Here is a 19,911-nt window from a genome sequence, read left to right as displayed (position 1 = left end):
TTTTGTGTAAACGTCTAGTTTTTAGATTTCTAAGTAATTTCCAGTAGAAAAATCGGCAATAATCTGCTCGACATTTGCTTTATAAGTTTTAGAGAAAGGAATCTTTTTGCTGGAATTTTTAATGTAACAGATTGAGTTCCCGCTATGAATTCTTGAAATATAATTCCGATTAATTACATAGCTATTGTGAATACGAATAAACGGATAAGTCAAAACGCTTTCAAAATGCTTTAACGTTTTAAATGCTGTAATCATTTCACCGGTATTCAAATAAATATCTGTCGAGTTATTATCGGCTTGAAAATAGCAAATATCTTCAGCGTTGAGATATCGATAATCGCCATACGATTTTATACAAATCATTAATGGTTTTTCAATATTTTGAGGAATCGTAACGTTATTTACATTATCGATTACAATAGAAGTTGGTTCTTCTGTAAATGGAGCGGTTTTAGATTCTAAATGAGCTTTTTTAAGCTTCAAAATCGTTTTTAGAAGATCAATGTGCGCAACGGGTTTCAAAACATAATCAAAGACGCCATATTGAATTGCGTCGAAAGCCTTTTCTTTATGTTTAGTAGTGATAATGATTTTTGGGATTTCTTGAAAAAACCGATGCAGTTCGCTTATAAAAGCCAGCGATAAATGACTTGATACATCTTTAGGTTCAATTTCGAGAAAAATTAAAGCAGGTTTATGTTCTAAAACCAAATTTAAACCATCTTGAAAATTTGAAGCCGATGCTGCAAAAGCTAATTCTGAAAAACCTGAAGCGGTTGTTTTGGTTTTCAAAATACTCTCAGCGTCATCATCAATTATAATATAGGAATACTTTTTCAATTTTTGGTTTTGTTGCTTTTCTCACTTTGCAATCATAATCAAAAAATAATTTTAATTTGACTTATGGGTGAAAAAAATTGGTTTCGGTATTAATCCGATTTTAAAAATACGGATTTATAAATTTTAAACACTTCATTGTTAACACATTACAATAAAATGTTGATACAAAATGATGAAATGCAAAAAACATCGACAAAATGCGTGTTTTCTAAAATCAAAAATCCCAAACTCCTTTACGGAATTTGGGATCCTTATCTTAAATAGTAAAGATTACATTTTCATTAACCAGTTCTTCATCGAAACTTCGTTTTCGATAATACCTTTTAATTCCGTAATTTTTACACGATCTTGTTTCATTGTATCTCTATGACGAATTGTTACTGTTTCGTCTTCAAGTGTTTGATGATCTACTGTAATACAAAATGGCGTTCCTAAAGCATCTTGTCTTCTGTAACGACGTCCTACAGCATCTTTTTCATCATAAGCAACATTGAAATCCCATTTCAAATCTTCAATGATTTTTCTTGAAACTTCTGGTAAACCATCTTTTTTAACTAATGGTAAAACCGCCGCTTTAGTTGGTGCTAAAACTGCTGGCAATTTTAAAACTGTTCTTGTAGAACCGTCTTCTAATGTTTCTTCTTTTAATGAAGTTGCAAAAACTGCTAAGAACATACGATCTAAACCTACAGAAGTTTCTACTACATAAGGAACATAGTTTTCGTTTAATTCAGGATCAAAATATTGTAATTTTCTTCCAGAATATTCTTCGTGGGCTTTTAAATCGAAATCTGTACGAGAGTGAATTCCTTCCAATTCTTTAAATCCGAATGGGAAATTAAATTCGATATCAGCAGCTGCATTTGCGTAGTGAGCTAATTTTTCGTGATCGTGAAAACGGTAATTTTCTTTTCCTAATCCTAAAGATAAATGCCATTTTAAACGCGTTTCTTTCCAATATTCGTATGATTTCATTTCTTCTCCTGGACGCACAAAAAATTGCATTTCCATTTGTTCGAACTCACGCATACGGAAAATAAATTGTCTTGCAACAATCTCATTTCTGAATGCTTTACCCGTTTGAGCAATTCCAAAAGGAACTTTCATACGACCAGATTTTTGAACATTAAGGAAGTTTACAAAAATACCTTGAGCCGTTTCTGGACGAAGGTATAAATCCATTGCGTTTTCTGCTGAAGCTCCTAATTTTGTTCCGAACATCAAGTTAAATTGTTTTACCTCAGTCCAGTTTTTCGAACCTGTTTCAGGATCAGCAATTTCTAGTTCTTCGATCAAAGCTTTAACATCAGCTAAATCTCCGTTTCCTAAAGAACGTCCTAAACGCTCTCTAATTTCTTTTTCTTTAGCTAAATATTCAACTACACGAGCATTTGTAGTTACAAATTCTTGTTCGTTGAATGCATCGCCAAAACGAGCTTTTGCTTTGTCAATTTCCTTTTGTGCTTTTTGATGAATTTTTTCAGCATGGTCTTCAACCAAAACGTCAGCTCTATATCTTTTTTTAGAATCTTTATTATCAATTAATGGATCATTGAATGCATCAACGTGGCCTGAAGCTTTCCAAGTTGTTGGATGCATTAATATTGCCGCATCAAGGCCGACAATATTTTCATTCATCTGAACCATTGATTTCCACCAATATTCACGGATATTCTTTTTTAATTCGACACCGTTTTGTGCGTAATCGTATACAGCACTTAAACCATCGTAAACTTCGCTTGACGGAAAAATAAATCCGTACTCTTTTGCGTGCGAAACCACATTCTTAAATAAATCTTCTTGTTTTGCCATAGTGATGCAAAAATATAAAAAGTACCTTTAAAAAAAAGAAAAATAATAAAGTTTGAAGCATTGATTTTGTTATTTTTGTAAATAAAATCTTTCTTTTAGTGATTAATTATCTAATAAACCTATTTTTTCCAAAAGTCTGTGATGGTTGTCGTGGAATTTTACTTCAAAATGAAAATATTTTCTGTACAATCTGTCGACACGAAATGCCTCTTACTCAATATCATTTGAACCCAAAAAATGAAGCAATAAAAAAGTTTTACGGCAAGGTTGATATTCAATTTGCTTCGGCATTTTTGTATTTTAATAAAAAAGGAATGGTTCAGGAGCTCATTCACAACTTAAAATACAAAGGCCATCAGGAAATTGGAACTGTTTTAGGGCAATGGTATGTTGAAGATTTAAAAGAACTCCAAATGGAAGTGCCTTTTGATGCTGTAATTCCTGTTCCACTTCATAAAAAGAAATTTAAAGAACGAGGTTATAACCAAGTAACCACTTTTGGAAAAGCACTTGCATCGGGTTTTGAAATTCCTTTTGATGAAAACTTATTAATTCGAAAAGTATATTCTAAAACACAATCTAAAAAGAATCTTTTAGGTAGATCAGAAAATATCGAAAACATTTTTGATGTCGAATTTAATGAAACCAATCACAATAAACATTTCTTAATTGTTGATGATGTACTTACAACAGGTGCCACTATTGAGGCTTGCTCACGAGCTTTATTAAAAATCCCAGGAGTTAAAATCAGTGTAATTTGTATGGCAATGGCAAACTCTTAAAATGAAATTTTAAATAAAAAAAATCCAAATCCCAACTAGGTCTTGGAATTTGGATTTTAAATATTGATTTTTAAAAATCGTTAATTGATAATTATTTTTTTGACTGTTCTTCTTTCTCCATCTGCTACAGTAACTAGATAAACTCCAGCTGGTACATTTACTAATTGAATATCTTGAATAAAATATCCTGCACCTGAAAAAGTATTGCTGTAAACATATTTTCCTAAAATATCATGCACATACACTTTAATTTCTTTTAATGTATCTCTCTTGCATTGAATTGTAAATAAACCTTTGTTTGGATTTGGGTATAAAGCAAAATCCATGTTTTCGAAATCTGTGTCTCCTAGTGTAAATGTTTTATTGCAAATATTTACTGAAGCCGAATTTATAGTTCCAAACATACCTACAACAGCATCGCGAACTCTAAATGTCCAATTTCCTTGAGGATCTTCTCCATTAAAAGCACTTAAAGCGCTAGCAGGAATTACAATTTGGCTTGTTGTTGTACTGCAATTTAAAGCATTTCCGCTGTCATCAAATTGAAGTGTTAGAGTCGAATTTGTACTTCCACAACTTTTATTAAATAAAGAAACTACTGTTCCGCTTGGGCTTACAATCTGCATTTCAAGATCTTGAAATCTTTCGTGAGTAACATTAACCGAAACATTTACATCTGAAATAGTTCCTGTTGAAGCTGGCACTGTAACTGTTTTGGTAACATAAGATGAGCTTGTGCCAATTGAATAACCTCCATCAAAATTATAAGTCGAACAGCTAGTTGAAACAGAATATCCTACAGCAAAAGGTAAACGATTAAGAGCATAATAAATATTATTTACGGGCTGTATCATAAGTCTGCAATTTGTAGAAGCATCAATACCTGTTGGAACCAATACTGTTTCAGAACCATCATTTGGTGTATTAGCAGCTAAAGTGACAGGAAATGTTAAACCTCCGTCCAATGACAATTTTATATTAACCTCTGAAGATCCTTGCAATGTATTTGTATTATTTACACTCCAAGTAACAGTTTGCGTCGATCCTTTTGCCCAGCCAATATTTTCGACATTTTGTGAAGTCACAGCAAATGGTCCTGCAGCCGCACTTACCGTTACAACCATTGCATCTGTACTCGTTTGTGGTCCTTCCGCAGCGTTATCTCTTCCTGTCAAAGTAAAATTCATTGTCTTTGCAATTGAAGATACCGATTCCCAAGTTGTTGTTAATTGATTGTTTAGCACAGAACTTAATGCTGGCATATAACGAACTGGCGAAGTTGTTGGTGCAAAAGATCTAAACATTGGTCCGTCTGGCTTTGTTGGATAGGCAATACTATTTGCTCCAAAAGCTGTTGTTGCACTGTCAAATTGTTCCCAAGTATAAGTAATATCATTATTCTCAGGATCCGATCCTGTTCCTGTTAAAATAAAAGGTGTACTAATTGGAATCGTATAATTTTCTCCTGCACTAATCGAAGGAGGATTATTAGCAATTGCAGTTGTTACCGGACAGGTTTTTCCAGCTAAATTATTTTGTATTTGATTGATACTTCCATAAGAAAAATAATCGTCTGAGTTACTTTGCACATCATAATTTCGTGTAACACCAGCATATCCCATAATTGTTGAACCACTTCCTGGCTCATATTGCGTTCCTGTTCCTTCGCCTGAATGAGAAAATGTATGAGTTCCTCCAAGCTGATGGCCCATTTCGTGCGCAACAAAATCAATATCAAATGTATCGCCCTGAGGTATTGCATCTGCTGGTGAAGTATAAGCGCTTCCTTTTGCCAAAGGTTCATTTGAAGTTGGGTTTTCGCAAACACAGCCTATACAATTTGCATTTCCGCCGCCGCCAGAACCTCCAAATAAATGCCCAATATCATAATTAGCATTTCCAATTACGTTCGTTAAAGTTGTTTGAACTTCTTGTCCCCAAGTTCCTCCTGGGTCTGCTGTTCCAACTGCAGGACTAGAATACGGATCTGTCGCTGCATCTATATAAATAATCGCATCATTATTAGCAATTAAAACTAATTTTACAGAAAGGTCTCTATCAAAAACTCCATTTACTCTAGTTAATGTTGCGTTCATTCCTGCCAATGCAGCAGCTTTTGTCCCTCCAAAAAATGCTGCATATTGGTGAGTACAAGATAGAGCTAAACGAAATGTTTTTAATTGTTTAGTATTTGAAGCGGTTTTTGCAGTAGAAGAAGATTTTTTTTCTGAAACTAAATTGGATGTTTTACAATCTAAAAGCATTTTTGATCCTGCATTGTCTGCCGATTTAAACAAAACATACTCCGATTTGTCTTCTTGATTTTGTTCAATATATTCTGTTGGTTTAGCAACGCGAAATACCATTGTCTGCATTCCAATTGGCGCAACACTAAAATATATTTTAGCATTTTTATCATCTATCCCTCTTCCTTCATACGCTCTAATTTCAGGATATTTTGCTTGCAATTCTGGATCAAAATTTGAAGATTCCCAAACCGAAAAACGCTCCAAATTTCCATCAGTATTAGGAATAGTAATTTCTGATGTGGTACTTTTTGCCGTTTTACTTGATGCCGAAGCCAATTTTGAACTAAGAAGATCGGCATTTAATTTATAATATAATTTACCCGAATCAGAAGTGTTGGCTTTTCGCGAAAGCGAAGAAGAAGTAACTTTCTGCCACAAGATATCGCTTTGAGCATTAGCGCTCAGACAGCAAAAAACAAAAGATATATAAAGTAAAATTTTTTTCATTTTTCTGGGATATAATATCAAAATTAATTCAATTAATTTAAAATCATAACATATATACGACAATTAATACTTTTTCATCGACGAGTCATGTTATTTTTGCAAAAAGAAATTATACTACGAGTAAAATTCGATTTAGTATAGTATTAAATTTAAAAGAGAATAGTATAAATTTGCAGCATCTTAAATAATTTGTTTTGAAGCTCTTTCATTCTATAAACGATTTTCAGTCGACCAAGAAAACAATTTTAACTCTTGGCACTTTTGACGGCGTGCATATTGGTCACAAAAAAATTCTGGAACGAATTACACAAAATACTGAAAACGGAAAATACGAAAGTTTGGTTCTTACTTTTTTTCCGCATCCAAGAATGGTTCTTCAAGAAAAATCTGAAATAAGATTACTGAATACTATTGATGAAAAAGTAAAACTTTTGGAAGCTACTGGGATTGAAAACTTAATTGTTCATCCTTTTAACGAAAGTTTCTCAAGACTTACTGCCGAAGAATTTGTGCGTACTATTTTGGTAGAAAAATTTCAGATTCAAAAAATTATTATTGGGCATGATCATCGTTTTGGCCGTAATCGAACTGCAAATATTGACGATTTAATTGCTTTTGGAATTGAATATGGTTTTGAAGTAGAACAAATCTCAGCCGAAGAAATTCAAGATGTTTCTGTTAGTTCTACCAAAATCAGAAAAGCTTTGAATGATGGCAACATGGCTTTGGCAAACGAATATTTAGGATACACTTATTTCTTGAACGGAAGTGTGGTAAAAGGAAAACAACTTGGAAGAACAATTGGTTTTCCTACTGCTAATATTCACATTGAAGAAGATTACAAATTGATACCGAAAATTGGTGTTTATGTTGTAAAAGCAATTGTAAATCAAGAAACGGCTTATGGTATGATGAATATTGGTTTTAATCCAACTGTTAGCGGTGAAAAGCAAACCATTGAAGTTCATCTTTTTAATTTTGACAAAGATATTTACGATCAAAGTATTGAGGTTTCGCTTCTGCACTATATTCGTGAAGAACAAAAATTTAATTCATTAGATGCTTTAAAAGCTCAGCTTAACCAAGATCAAACTGAATCTTTGGCTTTTATAAATTCTTCTTTAAAAAATCTGACCGCATAGTTTTTACTGTTTTTAAATCATCGTAGTTATTTTTTTAGTAAATTTGATAGAACACTGTTTTTCAAATATTTACTATTAACTTCTTAAAAAATAACCACTATGAAACTACCTAAAGAAATTACCAACGGGTTTTTGATTTTTCTCGGAATTGGCATTTATTTTTTATTGATGAATGTATTAGGTTTAGCAGATTTGTTTTATTTAAGAGTACTCAACGTTTTCTTTATATTCTATGGTGTTAACAGGACAATGCAGATGAACATTCATGAAGGAGAAACCAATTTTGTATCTAATGCTGTTTCTGCCATGACTACTTCTGTAGTTGGTGTATGTATGAGTGTATTTGGCCTTTTGGTTTATAGCTATGCTCGAGGCGGAGATGCCTATGTAAAAACTTTATCTGAAACATTTTTGTTTGGAGGAAATCCATCAGTACCAACTTGCTGTATTTGTTTATTGTTTGAAGGAATCGCTTCATCAGTAATTGTTACTTTGATGATGATGCTTTATTGGAATAATAAATTGGCTGCAGATTGATATTTTGAAATTCTCAGATTAACTCTTTTTAAATTCGATTACATCAAAATTTTAGCTAAAAGAGTTCATTAATCTCATTAAATATTTTTAAATTGCTTATAACATACAGAGTTATAAGCAATTTTTTTTTAGTAAAATGAAGTTAAATCAAATTGAAAGGGTGAAAAAAATCTCAAAAGCTGATTTTGTTTCCCAATATGTAAAAAAACAAATTCCTGTTGTTATCGAAGAATTGACCGAAGACTGGCCAGCTTACAGCAAATGGAAATTATCTTATATGAAAGAAATCGCAGGAGATTTGGTCGTTCCATTGTATGACGACAGGCCTGTAAATCACGAAGACGGATTTAATGAGGCTCATACCACAATGAAAATGAGCGATTATATCGAATTGCTGGAAGAAAAGCCAACCAACTACCGTATTTTTCTTTATAATTTAATGAAAGAAGTTCCATCATTAAAAGACGACTTTTTATGGCCAGATATTGGCTTAAAACTAGTGAAGCAAATGCCAATGTTGTTTTTTGGCGGAGAAAATTCGAAGGTTTTTATGCATTATGATATTGACTATTCGAACATTCTTCATTTCCATTTTCATGGAGAAAAACAATGTATGATTTTTGCTCCTAGTCAGTCAAAATTTATGTATAAAGTACCTCACGCTTTGATTTCGCGAGAAGACATCGATTTTGATAATCCTGATTACGAAAAATTCCCCGCACTTAAAAATATAGAAGGCTACATCACTAATCTGAAGCATGGAGAAATGCTTTATATGCCAGAAGGTTATTGGCATTACATGAAATATTTAACGCCGGGATTTTCAATGAGTTTGCGTTCGTTTCCAAAAAACATTGTCAATTTATCAAAAGCCGCCTATAATGTTTTCATTATGCGTCACTTTGATATTATGATGCGAAAAATTCAAGGTCAAAAATGGATTGACTATAAAAATGAAAAAGCGATTACAAATACGCATGAAAATTTGCAACGCTCATTTTAATTAAATAAAAAAGCGGTTGAGTTTTAAAATTCTCAACCGCTTTTTATTATTGGAAAATTATCTTTTTCGAGACGGTCTTCCCATCTTCCGTAGTTATTTTTAAGAGCAAGACCTGAGGTCCCGATTGGAAATTTGTAATTGTCCATTCCCTATTATTAATGCCTTTCTTTTGATATAACAATTTTCCTCCAGCATCATAAATAGCAGTTTCTTGGAGATTTTCTTGATCTAAAGTAGACTGTAATTTTATATTTTTATCTCTTACAGAAACTATAATTCTGTTATCAGAACCTTCAAAATCATCATTCCCTAAAACAATTTCAGGGTTAATATATCGCAACATAAAACGATCAGGAAAAACTCCTGTAGTTGTCGAAAATGTGTAGCCACCAGATCTAAGATTATGTATAATATTTGCTGTCTTATCTTCAAGATAGATGTCTTGGGTACTCAAATTATCGTCGCTATTGTGTATTGCAATTGTGAAATCTCCTTGAATCGCCGATCTATATCCTAAAGTTACAGTGTCTGTTACAACAAAAGGAAGTGCACGACCTTGAATTACAAGTTTTTTACCTTCATTAATACTGTAAAAATCTAGGTAAGGATTTGCATCCATAGATAATGCATCGAAATTATTATCCCAAGAATTTGTTGCTCCAGCGGCATAACCTATTAGCAATTGTTTAAAAGCGCCTTGTGTATTGGTCATATTTAACCACACACGATGTCTTTCGATTGCCGTTACAGCCGAAGATTTATAAAATTGAGTATTACGACCCGGGACACGCATTGAGTTTGTAAAAACAACGCTTTGATTGGTTCTTGCTTTTGCAAAAAATCCTTGTCCAGCCGCTATGTAACCCGAAGGTGCTTCTTGATTTCCAGGAGTGGTTGCGCCTACACCTGTTAATCCGCCAACTGTTGTTTCTCCTGAAAGATTATAAATCGCAAAATCATCATTGCTATAAGAATAAACGTTAGATCCTGGACTTGCACTAGGAGGTGTATTATGTGTCCAAAAATATAAAGTCCCATAGATATTAGCTGCGTTATCATGTATAAACTGATCAGCATAAATTGCTGATGGATATGGATTTCCAAATAAATTAGATTTTTCTGCTACAGCAGCTGGCCCAGAAATAGTTCCATTATTAGGGACTCCAACAAATTCAGCTGTATAGATTTGAGTTGAATTTATATCATAAATTTGAGGAGCTCTAACATTGTATCCATTTCCTTTAACCATCTCTTGAGTTCCATTATAATTTATTATCCATCTTGCTACTGGATCATATTTATAAAATTTGTCATAAAGTGTATTTGGTGACAAATCATGTAAAGTAAACGCTGGCACACGAGTTATCGGAGAAGACCAATAGGTAAGATCATAACGTCTAACTGGTTTTGTATTTCTTCTATAGGTAATATTTCCAGTATTTACTGCATCTGAAATTTGAACTAAACTAGAATTGTTTTCAAAAATAAAAACTCCGTTTCCTACTACATTTACTTCATTTGTTACTGTAAGTGTGTTGGTGCTTTCTACTACTAAATAACCATTATTCTCAATAGTTATTCTATTAGCAAAAAAAGTTCCATCTGTTCCAGAAATAATTGGATTGGTTGCTACATCTGGAATTTCAACACAGTCTGAAGCAAGAGGAACTCCAGCTGGAGTCCAGTTTGCGGCATTTCCCCAACTGGCATCTACATTTCCATTCCAAACTTTACTAATTAATGGATTAATAACAATTGGAGTGGACGGCGATTCGCAACCTGATGCATTATTTTTCACTTTTACCGTATAAGAACCCGCCGCTAAACCTGTAAATATTCCCGAAGTATTACTAAAATCTACTCCATCAATACTATAAGAATAACCTGTTCCAGATGCTGGTGATGTCACGGTTATTATACCAAAATTATTCTGGCAACTTGGCTGTTGTGTTGCTGAAGCCGTTGGCGCAGCAGAAACAGCATTTACAGTTAAAGAAACTGCTTGATTTGCTGGACATCCATTTGCGGTTACAATTGTCATAACGCCATTATAAGTTCCAGCTGGCGTATTTGCCGGAACATTTACATTTACAATGTTTCCTGATCCTGAGCTAAAAACGAAAGGTGTAGTTCCTTGATCTGTTAAAGCAATCCAATCAATCGAATAACTTATTGGCGAATTAGTTGTTGCAGTATAAGCTAAAGAAGTTGTTTGAGCTGATGAACTTTGACAGACTGGAGTAAACGTTCCTGATGTTGTTATAGTTGGAACAGCATTGATTGTTAAAGAAACCGCTTGTGTTGCCAAACATCCATTTACTGTCGAAATTGTCATTACACCACTATAAGTTCCGGCAGGTGTATTTGCAGGTATATTTATATTATTTATACTGCCTGCCCCAGAAGTAAATGCAAAAGTTGTTGCTCCTTGGTCGGCTATAGTTGCCCAATCAATTGAGTAACTGTTTGGTGATCCAGTTGTCGCTGAATATACTAAAGAGGTAGTTTGTGCCGATGTACTTTGACAAGATACGGTCAAAGCGCCCGACGTTGTAATAGTCGGAAGAGGATTAACTACAATTGTAAATGTATTGACTGCTGAAACACATCCATTAGCATTTCGAACCGTTAAATTTCCTGTATATGTGCCTGCCGTTGTTCCTGCTGGAACTGCAATACTTATTGGACTTGCTGATAAAACTGCATTGGTAACGGCTGCAAAACTATTAGTAGGACTTGCATTCCATGTAATACTGTAAGTTGTTGGCGAATTTGTGGTAGCGCTATAACTAAGATTTGTTGTTTGTGCAGAAGCATTTTGACAAACTGCTCCTGCCGTTCCAAGTGTAATAGTCGGTAGTGGATTGACTGTAACCGTAAAATTATTAACTGTAGAGACGCATACATTTGCATTTTTTACTGTTAAGGTTCCTGTATACGTTCCTGCTGCTGTCCCTGCCGGAACTGCAATACTAATCGGACTTGCTGTTAATGCCGCATCTGTAACTGCTACAAAACTATTCGTCGGACTTGCATTCCAAGTAATGCTATAAGAAGTTGGAGAATTTGTGGTAGCGCTGTAAGTTAAATTTGTAGTTTGTGCAGAAGCATTTTGACAAACTGCTCCTGCCGCACCCAACGTAATTGTCGGTAGCGGATTGACGGTAACTGTAAAACTATTTCCAGCAGATACACATCCGCTTGCATTTTTTACTGTTAATGTTCCTGTGTAAGTTCCTGAAGCGGTATTGGCAGGTACAGAAATACTGATCGGACTTGCTGTTAATGTCGCATCTGTAACGGCTGCAAAACTATTTGTCGGACTTGCATTCCAAACAATACTGTATGTTGTTGGCGAATTCGTTGTCGCACTGTAAGTCAGATTTGTTGTTTGTGCCGAAGTGCTTAAACAAACTGCGCCAGCCGTACCCAATGTAATAGTCGGTGGCGGGTTGACCGTAACTGTAAAATTATTGATTGTAGAGACACATCCATTTGCATTACGGACAGTTAAGTTTCCTGAATAAGTTCCTGCTGCTGTTCCTGCCGGAACTGCAATACTAATCGGACTTGCTGTTAATGTTGCATTAGTAACCGCTGCAAAAGTGTTCGTTGGACTCGCATTCCAAGTAATGCTATAAGTCGTTGGTGAATTTGTCGTAGCACTATAAGTCAGATTTGTTGTTTGTGCAGAGCTATTAAAACAAACTGCTCCCGCTGTCCCTAATGTAATAGTTGGCAAAGGATTAACAGTTACTGTAAAACTATTTCCTGCAGATACACATCCATTGGCATTTTTTACAGTTAATGTTCCCGTATAAGTCCCCGCAGCTGTATTAGCCGGTACAGAAATACTGATTGGACTTGCTGGTAACGCAACGTCTGTAACGGCTGCAAAACTATTTGTCGGACTTGCATTCCAAACAATACTGTATGTAGTAGGCGAATTTGTTGTCGCACTGTAAGTCAAATTTGTTGTTTGTGCCGAAGTGCTTAAACAGACTGCTCCAGCCGTACCCAATGTAATAGTCGGTGGCGGATTAACTGTAACTGTAAAATTATTGACTGTAGAGACACATCCATTTGCATTACGGACAGTTAAGTTTCCTGTATAAGTTCCTGCTGCTGTGCCTGCTGGAACTGCAATACTAATCGGACTTGCTGTTAATGCTGCATTAGTAACCGCTGCAAAAGTGTTCGTTGGACTCGCATTCCAAGTAATGCTGTACGTAGTAGGCGTATTTGTCGTAGCACTATAAGTCAGATTTGTTGTTTGTGCAGAGCTATTAAAACAAACTGCTCCCGCTGTTCCTAATGTAATAGTTGGAAGCGGATTAACTGTCACTGTAAAACTATTTCCTGCAGATACACATCCATTGGCATTTTTTACGGTTAATGTTCCTGTATAAGTCCCCGCAGCTGTATTAGCAGGTACAGAAATACTGATTGGACTTGCTGGTAACGCAACGTCTGTAACTGCTGCAAAACTATTTGTCGGACTTGCATTCCAAACAATGCTGTATGTTGTTGGTGAATTTGTTGTAGCACTATAAGTCAGATTTGTAGTTTGAGCTGAAGTGCTAGAACAGACTGCTCCCGTTGTTCCAAGCGTAATTGTTGGCAAGGCATTGACTGTAACAGTAAAACTATTGGTTGCAGATACACAGCCATTTGCATTTCTAACCGTCAATGATCCTGTATATGTTCCTACTGGCGTTGCGGCAGGAACGGCAATACTGATCGGGCTAGAGGTTAACGTTGCATTCGTGACTGCTACAAAACTATTAGCAGGAGATGCATTCCACGTTATGCTATAAGTTGTAGGCGTATTTGTAGTTGCACTATAACTCAAATTAGCCGTTTGTGCTGATGCATTAAAACAAACCGCTGCCGTTCCCAAAGTAATAGTAGGAAGCGGGTTAACTGTTACTGTAAAATTATTAACTGCAGATACACATCCATTTGCGTTTCGTACTGTTAAGCTTCCTGTGTAGGTGCCAGCTACCGTTCCCGCTGGAATTGGAATATTGATTGGGCTTGACGGTAACGCTGCATTTGTAACAGCTGCAAAAGTATTTGTCGGCGATGCATTCCATGTAATGCTATAAGTTGTCGGCGAATTTGTCGTTGCGCTATAAGGCAATGTTGTACTTTGTGCACTTGCACTTGTACATACGGCAGTAGTAGCACCTAACGTTATTGTGGGTAAAGGATTTACAACAACAGTAAAATTATTTACCGTAGATACGCATGCTACATTGCTTACAGTAAGCGATCCTGTATAAGTTCCCGCAGCAGTTCCTGCAGGAATAGCAATATTGATCGGACTCGATGGTAAAGTTGCATTAGTAACAGCTGCAAAACTATTGGCTGGACTTGCATTCCAAGTAATGCTATAGTTTGTTGGCGCATTAGTAACCGCACTATACGGTAATGTTGTACTTTGTGCACTAGTACTCGCACATACCGCCGTAGTAGCACTTAAAGTAATTGTTGGCTGTGCTGATATTGCAATTTGAGTTGACATACCTATTGAAGAGGTACAATCTACTGATGTTAAAGTATTCACTACAATAGTACTATTCCCTGTATTGGTAAATCCTGTCGCAGTAAAACTTCCAGATCCTGCTGTTGTTACGACCATCGTCGCTGTTAAATTATTAGCAGAAGGGCTGCTTCTATGATAGCTTACCGTATATGTCCCAACTGGTAAACCAGCGGCTGTACTTGTCAATTGCACTTGAGAACTAGTTCCTATAGCCGTACAAACATTTGTAGCTGATAGTGATGTTATGCTGTAGGTTTTACAGGTATAAGTAACATTAACAGAACCTCTTGCACCACTTCCCCCAATCTGTGAAACATTAGCACTTACCGCTCCGCCTCCGCCTCCGCCGCTAGCTGCACCACTAGTTCCTGCTAAATCTGTTAATATTACGGTTGATTGCGCAACTCCTCCAGCTCCTCCTCCTGAACCAAAATTAGCTCCGTTTCCACCAGCACCCGACGTAAGAAGTAAGCTTAATGCTGCACTATTTCCATTTGTACCATTTGCTCCTGCGGCTGTTGCTAGATTTCCAATAGCTCCAGTACCTCCAGCTCCACCAGTTGGAGTAGAAGTCGTTGTGGTATTACCATTTCCTCCCGACCCCCCTGGCGCATTAAAAACCCCTGTAAATCCTGTTATATAAGACGGTCCTCCTGAAACCCCATTACCGCTTCCTCCTGAGGTAGCTGGTGCAACTACAACATCCAAACTTGAAAGTCCTGTTGTCGTAATAGTTCCTCTTGCGTAAGATCCTCCACCGCCTCCACCACCGCTTCGTCCTACTAAGGGTGTCACATTTGCTCCACCTCCAGCACCTCCAGCGCCCCAAGCTTCAACAGTAACGACATCCATACCTGCAGGAAGAGGAAGAGATCCGCTAGCTGTTAATGGGTGAGCAATTTGCGCGTTGGAAGTAGTATAAAAAATTGAGAAAAATAAAATTAGAAGAAATTTAAACTTCCAACTGGAATTTAATGTTTTCCCAATGTAAGTTCTTAAAGTTGAAATGCTGAAGAAATTCAGTGTAGTAAGTAAATCTTTTTTCATCTTGTGGCATTTTAGTAATTGAAAAATAAATTCAAACTCAAACAAGATTAATTGCTCACTCAGAAGGATTAAGGTTTTTTATAGAATTAAAGAATCCCTCCAATATTAGAATTAAACTTAGGCAGATAAAAAAACAGTATTAAAACTGCTATTGTAGAAGAAAAAAAATAGTATAAAACGGCTTGTACAAGTAAACATTTAATCGACATAAATTACTTTTAATCGACAAAATATCATAACAAGGTACGATTTTATTTACATTGAAATTCATCTTGTAGTATTAAACATATAATTTTAACACTCAAAACTTGAAATTCACAAAAAATAAGAAAAAACTGTTAATTTGAATTTTTAACAACAATAATTGCTTAATTATCAATATTTTACGCAATAAATACTGAATTTACAAAAACCTTTCACAAAATTTTGCGAAAGGCTTTAATGCGAACTTGTTCTATGGTTTAAAAAATCACTTTTTTTGAAGTTGAACTTCCATTTTCAAAAAAAACTTTAACTAATAAAACCTGATGAGAAGAAAACAGATTTTGAATAGAAAATTTATTTGTTTCGAGATTTTCTTTTCTATACAATTGGTTTCCCGAAATGTCAAATATTGCAATTTCCTTAAAATTCTCTTTGAAAGATTCAATCTGAATGGTTCTATTTTTAACTGAAAGTATTAGATCATTCAAATTCTTTTCAGGAGCTTTATTTCCTAAAGTATTATTGGCATAAATGATTAAAAAGCGACTATTAAAAGTTCCTATATCAGAGTCAAATTGATAAGCGCTTTCGCTAAGGTTATGAAGTTTATTTAAAGTTTTATCTACTAAAAATATAATTATTCCATTAAAGAATTCGTCTTCATGATCAAGCTCTAGTTTCAAACTGCCTTTAACGGTGCTTTTATACCCCAAAACAATAGAATCGTTTTCTGTAAATGGCCAAGCCTTGCCTTGAATGACCAATCTTTTATCATCAACAATACTATAAAAATCAACAACCTGATCTGAGCTTAAATAATTTGCATCATAATTTAAATCCAAACCATTTGAAGCGCCTTTTGCATAGCCAAGTAATATTTGCTTAAATGCCATTTCATCATTTTTTAGGTTCAGCCAAAAACGCTGTTTACTAGCTTCATCCTCAATTTTTGAATTTTTAGAAGGCTTAAAAAAAGCTCCATTGCGACCAGAAATTCTCATGCTATTATTAAACTCAACAAAACCAAGCATATTATTCTGCACAAAGAATGCCTGTCCCGAAGCTATCGTGCCATCTGGAGCATCGTTACTAACACCAGAATTCAAAGCCGGAGTTGTGCCAACACCACCTAAAAGGCTATATACTGCAAAATCATCTCTTGAATAATGATAATTTGCTGGTGGAGTATTGTGTGTCCAAAAATATAATCCTCCCTTAATTTTCTGAGAATTTTGCTTCAAGAATTCATCTGCACTAATCGCAGATGGATAGGGATTTCCAATTAAATAAGCTCCATTTTCTTTTATAAATTCAACTTCTACTTTGCCATTATTTGGAACTCCTTTAAACACTCCTTCAAATATTTCTCTTTCTGTTATCGAAAAATTCTGAGGAGCTCTTATGTTATATCCTTGTCCCGGAGCCATAACCATTGTCCCATTATAATTTATGTTCCAACGCGTATAGGGATCATACCAATAGAACTTATCTACAAGTGTATTGGGTGAGAAATCTATCATTTTTTGATTGTTTACTGGAGAAGACCAATAAGTGAGATCATAACGTATAACAGGTTTTGTTTTTCTTTTTAAATGAATAATTCCATTATTTACCATATCATCATCTGACTGATATAAACTAGCAGAATCTTCCAAAACCAGAGTACCAAAACCTGTGTAAGCAAATTCAATTCCTAAAGTATTTTTTTCTAACAATGTTACTGTTTTACCTTGGTCAATATTGCAACCGCAAACGGTAGTTGTAGTTAAATTAGGAAAGTTCTCTTTAAAATATACATCTTTTCCAGCAGAAGGAAATCCATTTGACCAAGAAGTTCCGTTCCAAATTGTCGTATTTACGCAAAGTTTTAAACGAGCAATTCTATGCTTTGAAATTCCATTAACTGAATTAAAATTTCCGCCAATTATCAATCTATAATCCTCAGAAAATTTCATTGCAAAAAGTGTATTGTTCAAAGGTGCGGTAAATGATTCATCACAAATTCCCGACGGAAGTAATCGCATCAATTTTGAACATTTGACATTTTTATAAGTTCCCGAAAATGCACCTCCAAGTAATATTCTATCATCAGGCTGTATCAAAATAGTGCGCACATCTCCTTTGGAAAAACCCGAACCTGAATCGAATGTTGTATCAAGGCTTCCGTTACTATTTAACCGAGTAATTCTCTTTTGCGAAACACCATCAAAAGTTAAAAACGAGCCTCCAACAATAATCTTTTGATCCGATTGTAAAGCAATGGCATAAACATACTTATCAAAACCGTTTCCGATATTAAACCTCTGATCAATACTTCCATCGTAATTTAGACGGACTAATCCCGCAAATGGCAATCCGTTAAAAAATTTAAAGTGACCGCCTAAAAGAATTTTTCCATCAGCCTGTACAACCGCTGTTTCAATAATATCATCGGCACCAGAACCAATATTAAACTGTAAATCTTTTGATCCATCGGGAAGGAGTCTTACAATTTTATTTGCATTTTCTTTTGATCCATTATACTTTGCAAATTTCCCTGCTACAATTATTTTTTGATCAGGCTGTATGGCTATTGTATAAACCTGCTCATCAAATCCTTCGCCAGCTCTGAAAGAATCATCGATTTGTCCATCTGCAAAAATCCTAACGATTCTATTATGAATCATATCATTGTACTTTTTAAATTTTCCTCCAATAATTATCTTTCCATCATCTTGCAATGCGGCTGCTTTCACCAAATTATCTGCACCTGAATTTCCAACATTAAAAGATGCATCTAAAGAACCGTCTTCTAAAAGACAAGTTATTTTTGAAACTGGCGCATCATTAAACTTATTAAAATTTCCTCCAATGATTATTTTCTTATTTGGAAGTGGTAAAATGCTAAGTACAGAATTATCAAAACCAATTCCTGAAGATAAGTAAGCAATATCATGTTCTCCATCATTACCAATTTTAGCTAATCTGCCCTGATTTTGTCCATTAAAAACAGAAAAAGATCCTCCAATGAACCAATTCCCTTCTTCGTCAAATTCTAGGCTCAAAACAGAAGCGGAACCTGGTCCTGAACCAATATCAAAATCTGATTTTAAAGTGCCATCTGCATTAAGAAAAACCAATCTATTAACTTCAGCACTATTATAAAAACCAGTGAAAGAACCTCCGACCATTAAGTCGCCATTTGAATTAATTTTTATTACCTGAACCCCTGCTTTACTAAAACCTGATCCTGATAAAAAGCTTTCATCTTTTGTTCCGTCGGCGTTTAAACGAATAATTCGATTGGCTGGACTACCATTAAAACTTGTAAAATTTCCACCTAGAATAATTTTATTATCCGATTGCAAAACAATAGCATTAACGTCATCGTCAAATCCGCTTCCAATATTAAAACTAGCGTCAAAACTTCCATTAGGATTCAAACGTATGATTCTATTTGTCGGAGTTCCATTAAAGGAAACAAAGTTGCCAGTAAGAATTATTTTTTCATCAGAAGTAATCTTTGCATGTGTAATATTTAATAGCGATCCATTGCCTGTAGAAAATGAAGAATCGAGTGTTCCATTTGGAAATAAACGTGCCACTCTATTTACAGTAACATTTGTGTATTTTGTAAAGCTTCCAACGATAATTATCTTTCCGTCAGATTGCAATGCAATATCATAAATGATTCCAGTTGTAGCTCCGATTGAGGTATTGAAAGTAGGATCATAAGTTCCATCTGGATTTAATCGAATTATTCTTCCTGCGTTTATTCCATTATAACTCGTAAAGTTTCCAGCTAAAATAATTTTACCGTCTTCCTGCAAATAGGAGGCATAAATTTTACCATTAAAACCAGTGCCTGTATTAAAAGTATCATCTATTGATCCGTCGGGAAATAAACGGGTAATATAAGAGACCGGATGCCCGTTTAAACTTGAATAATCACCGCCAACAATTAAATTACCATCTTTCTGTAAAAGAAGAGTTCTAACGGGATCACTGAAACCATCTCCATTTTGTCCATCATCAATCACATTAAAAGTATTATCTAGCTTTCCTTGCTGCGCTAATATCTGATTGCTCGCTAATAAAGGAAGTAGAATTAGAAAGCTGAGTAACTTTTTAATCAAAACAATATAATTAAAGTTAATATTTGTAAGAATTAAACTAAAATTAAAAAGTCTTAATAGTTTACACAATACCAAGATTTAGGGATATTTCAACCATAAAAAAGCCCATTCTAAAAAAGAATGGG

General features: G+C 34.9%; 9 protein-coding genes. 4 read left to right on the top strand and 5 right to left on the bottom strand.

Going from position 1 to position 19,911, the window contains the following annotated elements; translation table 11 throughout:
• Window positions 1–21: 21 nt before the first annotated feature.
• Both V6624_RS11030 and V6624_RS11025 read right to left on the bottom strand, forming a co-directional pair.
• Window positions 22–840 carry a LytR/AlgR family response regulator transcription factor gene (locus V6624_RS11030; RefSeq protein ID WP_338841775.1) on the bottom strand — a complete coding sequence of 273 codons (819 nt, stop codon included), beginning with the start codon at window positions 838–840 and terminating at the stop codon, window positions 22–24.
• A gap of 270 nt (window positions 841–1,110) precedes the next feature.
• Window positions 1,111–2,652, bottom strand: coding sequence for a glycine--tRNA ligase (locus V6624_RS11025; protein ID WP_338841774.1), 1,542 nt, complete (start codon window positions 2,650–2,652; stop codon window positions 1,111–1,113).
• 98 nt (window positions 2,653–2,750) lie between these two features.
• On the opposite strand from V6624_RS11025, the gene V6624_RS11020 reads away from it, so the two are divergent.
• Window positions 2,751–3,434: a ComF family protein gene (locus V6624_RS11020; protein WP_338841773.1), complete on the top strand. Its 684-nt coding sequence runs from the start codon at window positions 2,751–2,753 to the stop codon at window positions 3,432–3,434.
• Window positions 3,435–3,514: 80 nt separating this feature from the next.
• On the opposite strand, the gene V6624_RS11015 is transcribed toward V6624_RS11020, so the two are convergent.
• Complete coding sequence (locus V6624_RS11015) at window positions 3,515–6,190, bottom strand: reprolysin-like metallopeptidase (protein WP_338841772.1); 2,676 nt, start codon at window positions 6,188–6,190, stop codon at window positions 3,515–3,517.
• Between the two features lie 194 nt (window positions 6,191–6,384).
• On the opposite strand from V6624_RS11015, the gene V6624_RS11010 reads away from it, so the two are divergent.
• From V6624_RS11010 to V6624_RS11000, 3 genes are all read left to right on the top strand, one after another.
• On the top strand, window positions 6,385–7,332 hold the full coding sequence (locus tag V6624_RS11010) for a bifunctional riboflavin kinase/FAD synthetase (RefSeq protein WP_338841771.1): 948 nt from the start codon (window positions 6,385–6,387) through the stop codon (window positions 7,330–7,332).
• 99 nt (window positions 7,333–7,431) lie between these two features.
• Window positions 7,432–7,869, top strand: a complete 438-nt coding sequence (locus V6624_RS11005) for a hypothetical protein (RefSeq protein WP_338841770.1) — start codon at window positions 7,432–7,434, stop codon at window positions 7,867–7,869.
• A gap of 136 nt (window positions 7,870–8,005) precedes the next feature.
• Window positions 8,006–8,872: a cupin-like domain-containing protein gene (locus tag V6624_RS11000; protein ID WP_338841769.1), complete on the top strand. Its 867-nt coding sequence runs from the start codon at window positions 8,006–8,008 to the stop codon at window positions 8,870–8,872.
• Between the two features lie 46 nt (window positions 8,873–8,918).
• Here V6624_RS11000 and V6624_RS10995 read toward each other — a convergent pair whose 3' ends face one another.
• Window positions 8,919–15,467, bottom strand: coding sequence for a T9SS sorting signal type C domain-containing protein (locus tag V6624_RS10995; RefSeq protein WP_338841768.1), 6,549 nt, complete (start codon window positions 15,465–15,467; stop codon window positions 8,919–8,921).
• 461 nt (window positions 15,468–15,928) lie between these two features.
• Window positions 15,929–19,786, bottom strand: a complete 3,858-nt coding sequence (locus tag V6624_RS10990) for a T9SS sorting signal type C domain-containing protein (protein WP_239455542.1) — start codon at window positions 19,784–19,786, stop codon at window positions 15,929–15,931.
• Window positions 19,787–19,911 lie beyond the last annotated feature (125 nt).

Source organism: Flavobacterium ginsenosidimutans, from assembly GCF_037478105.1.
Lineage (GTDB): Bacteria > Bacteroidota > Bacteroidia > Flavobacteriales > Flavobacteriaceae > Flavobacterium > Flavobacterium ginsenosidimutans.
This window is presented reverse-complemented; position numbering and strand designations above follow the sequence as displayed.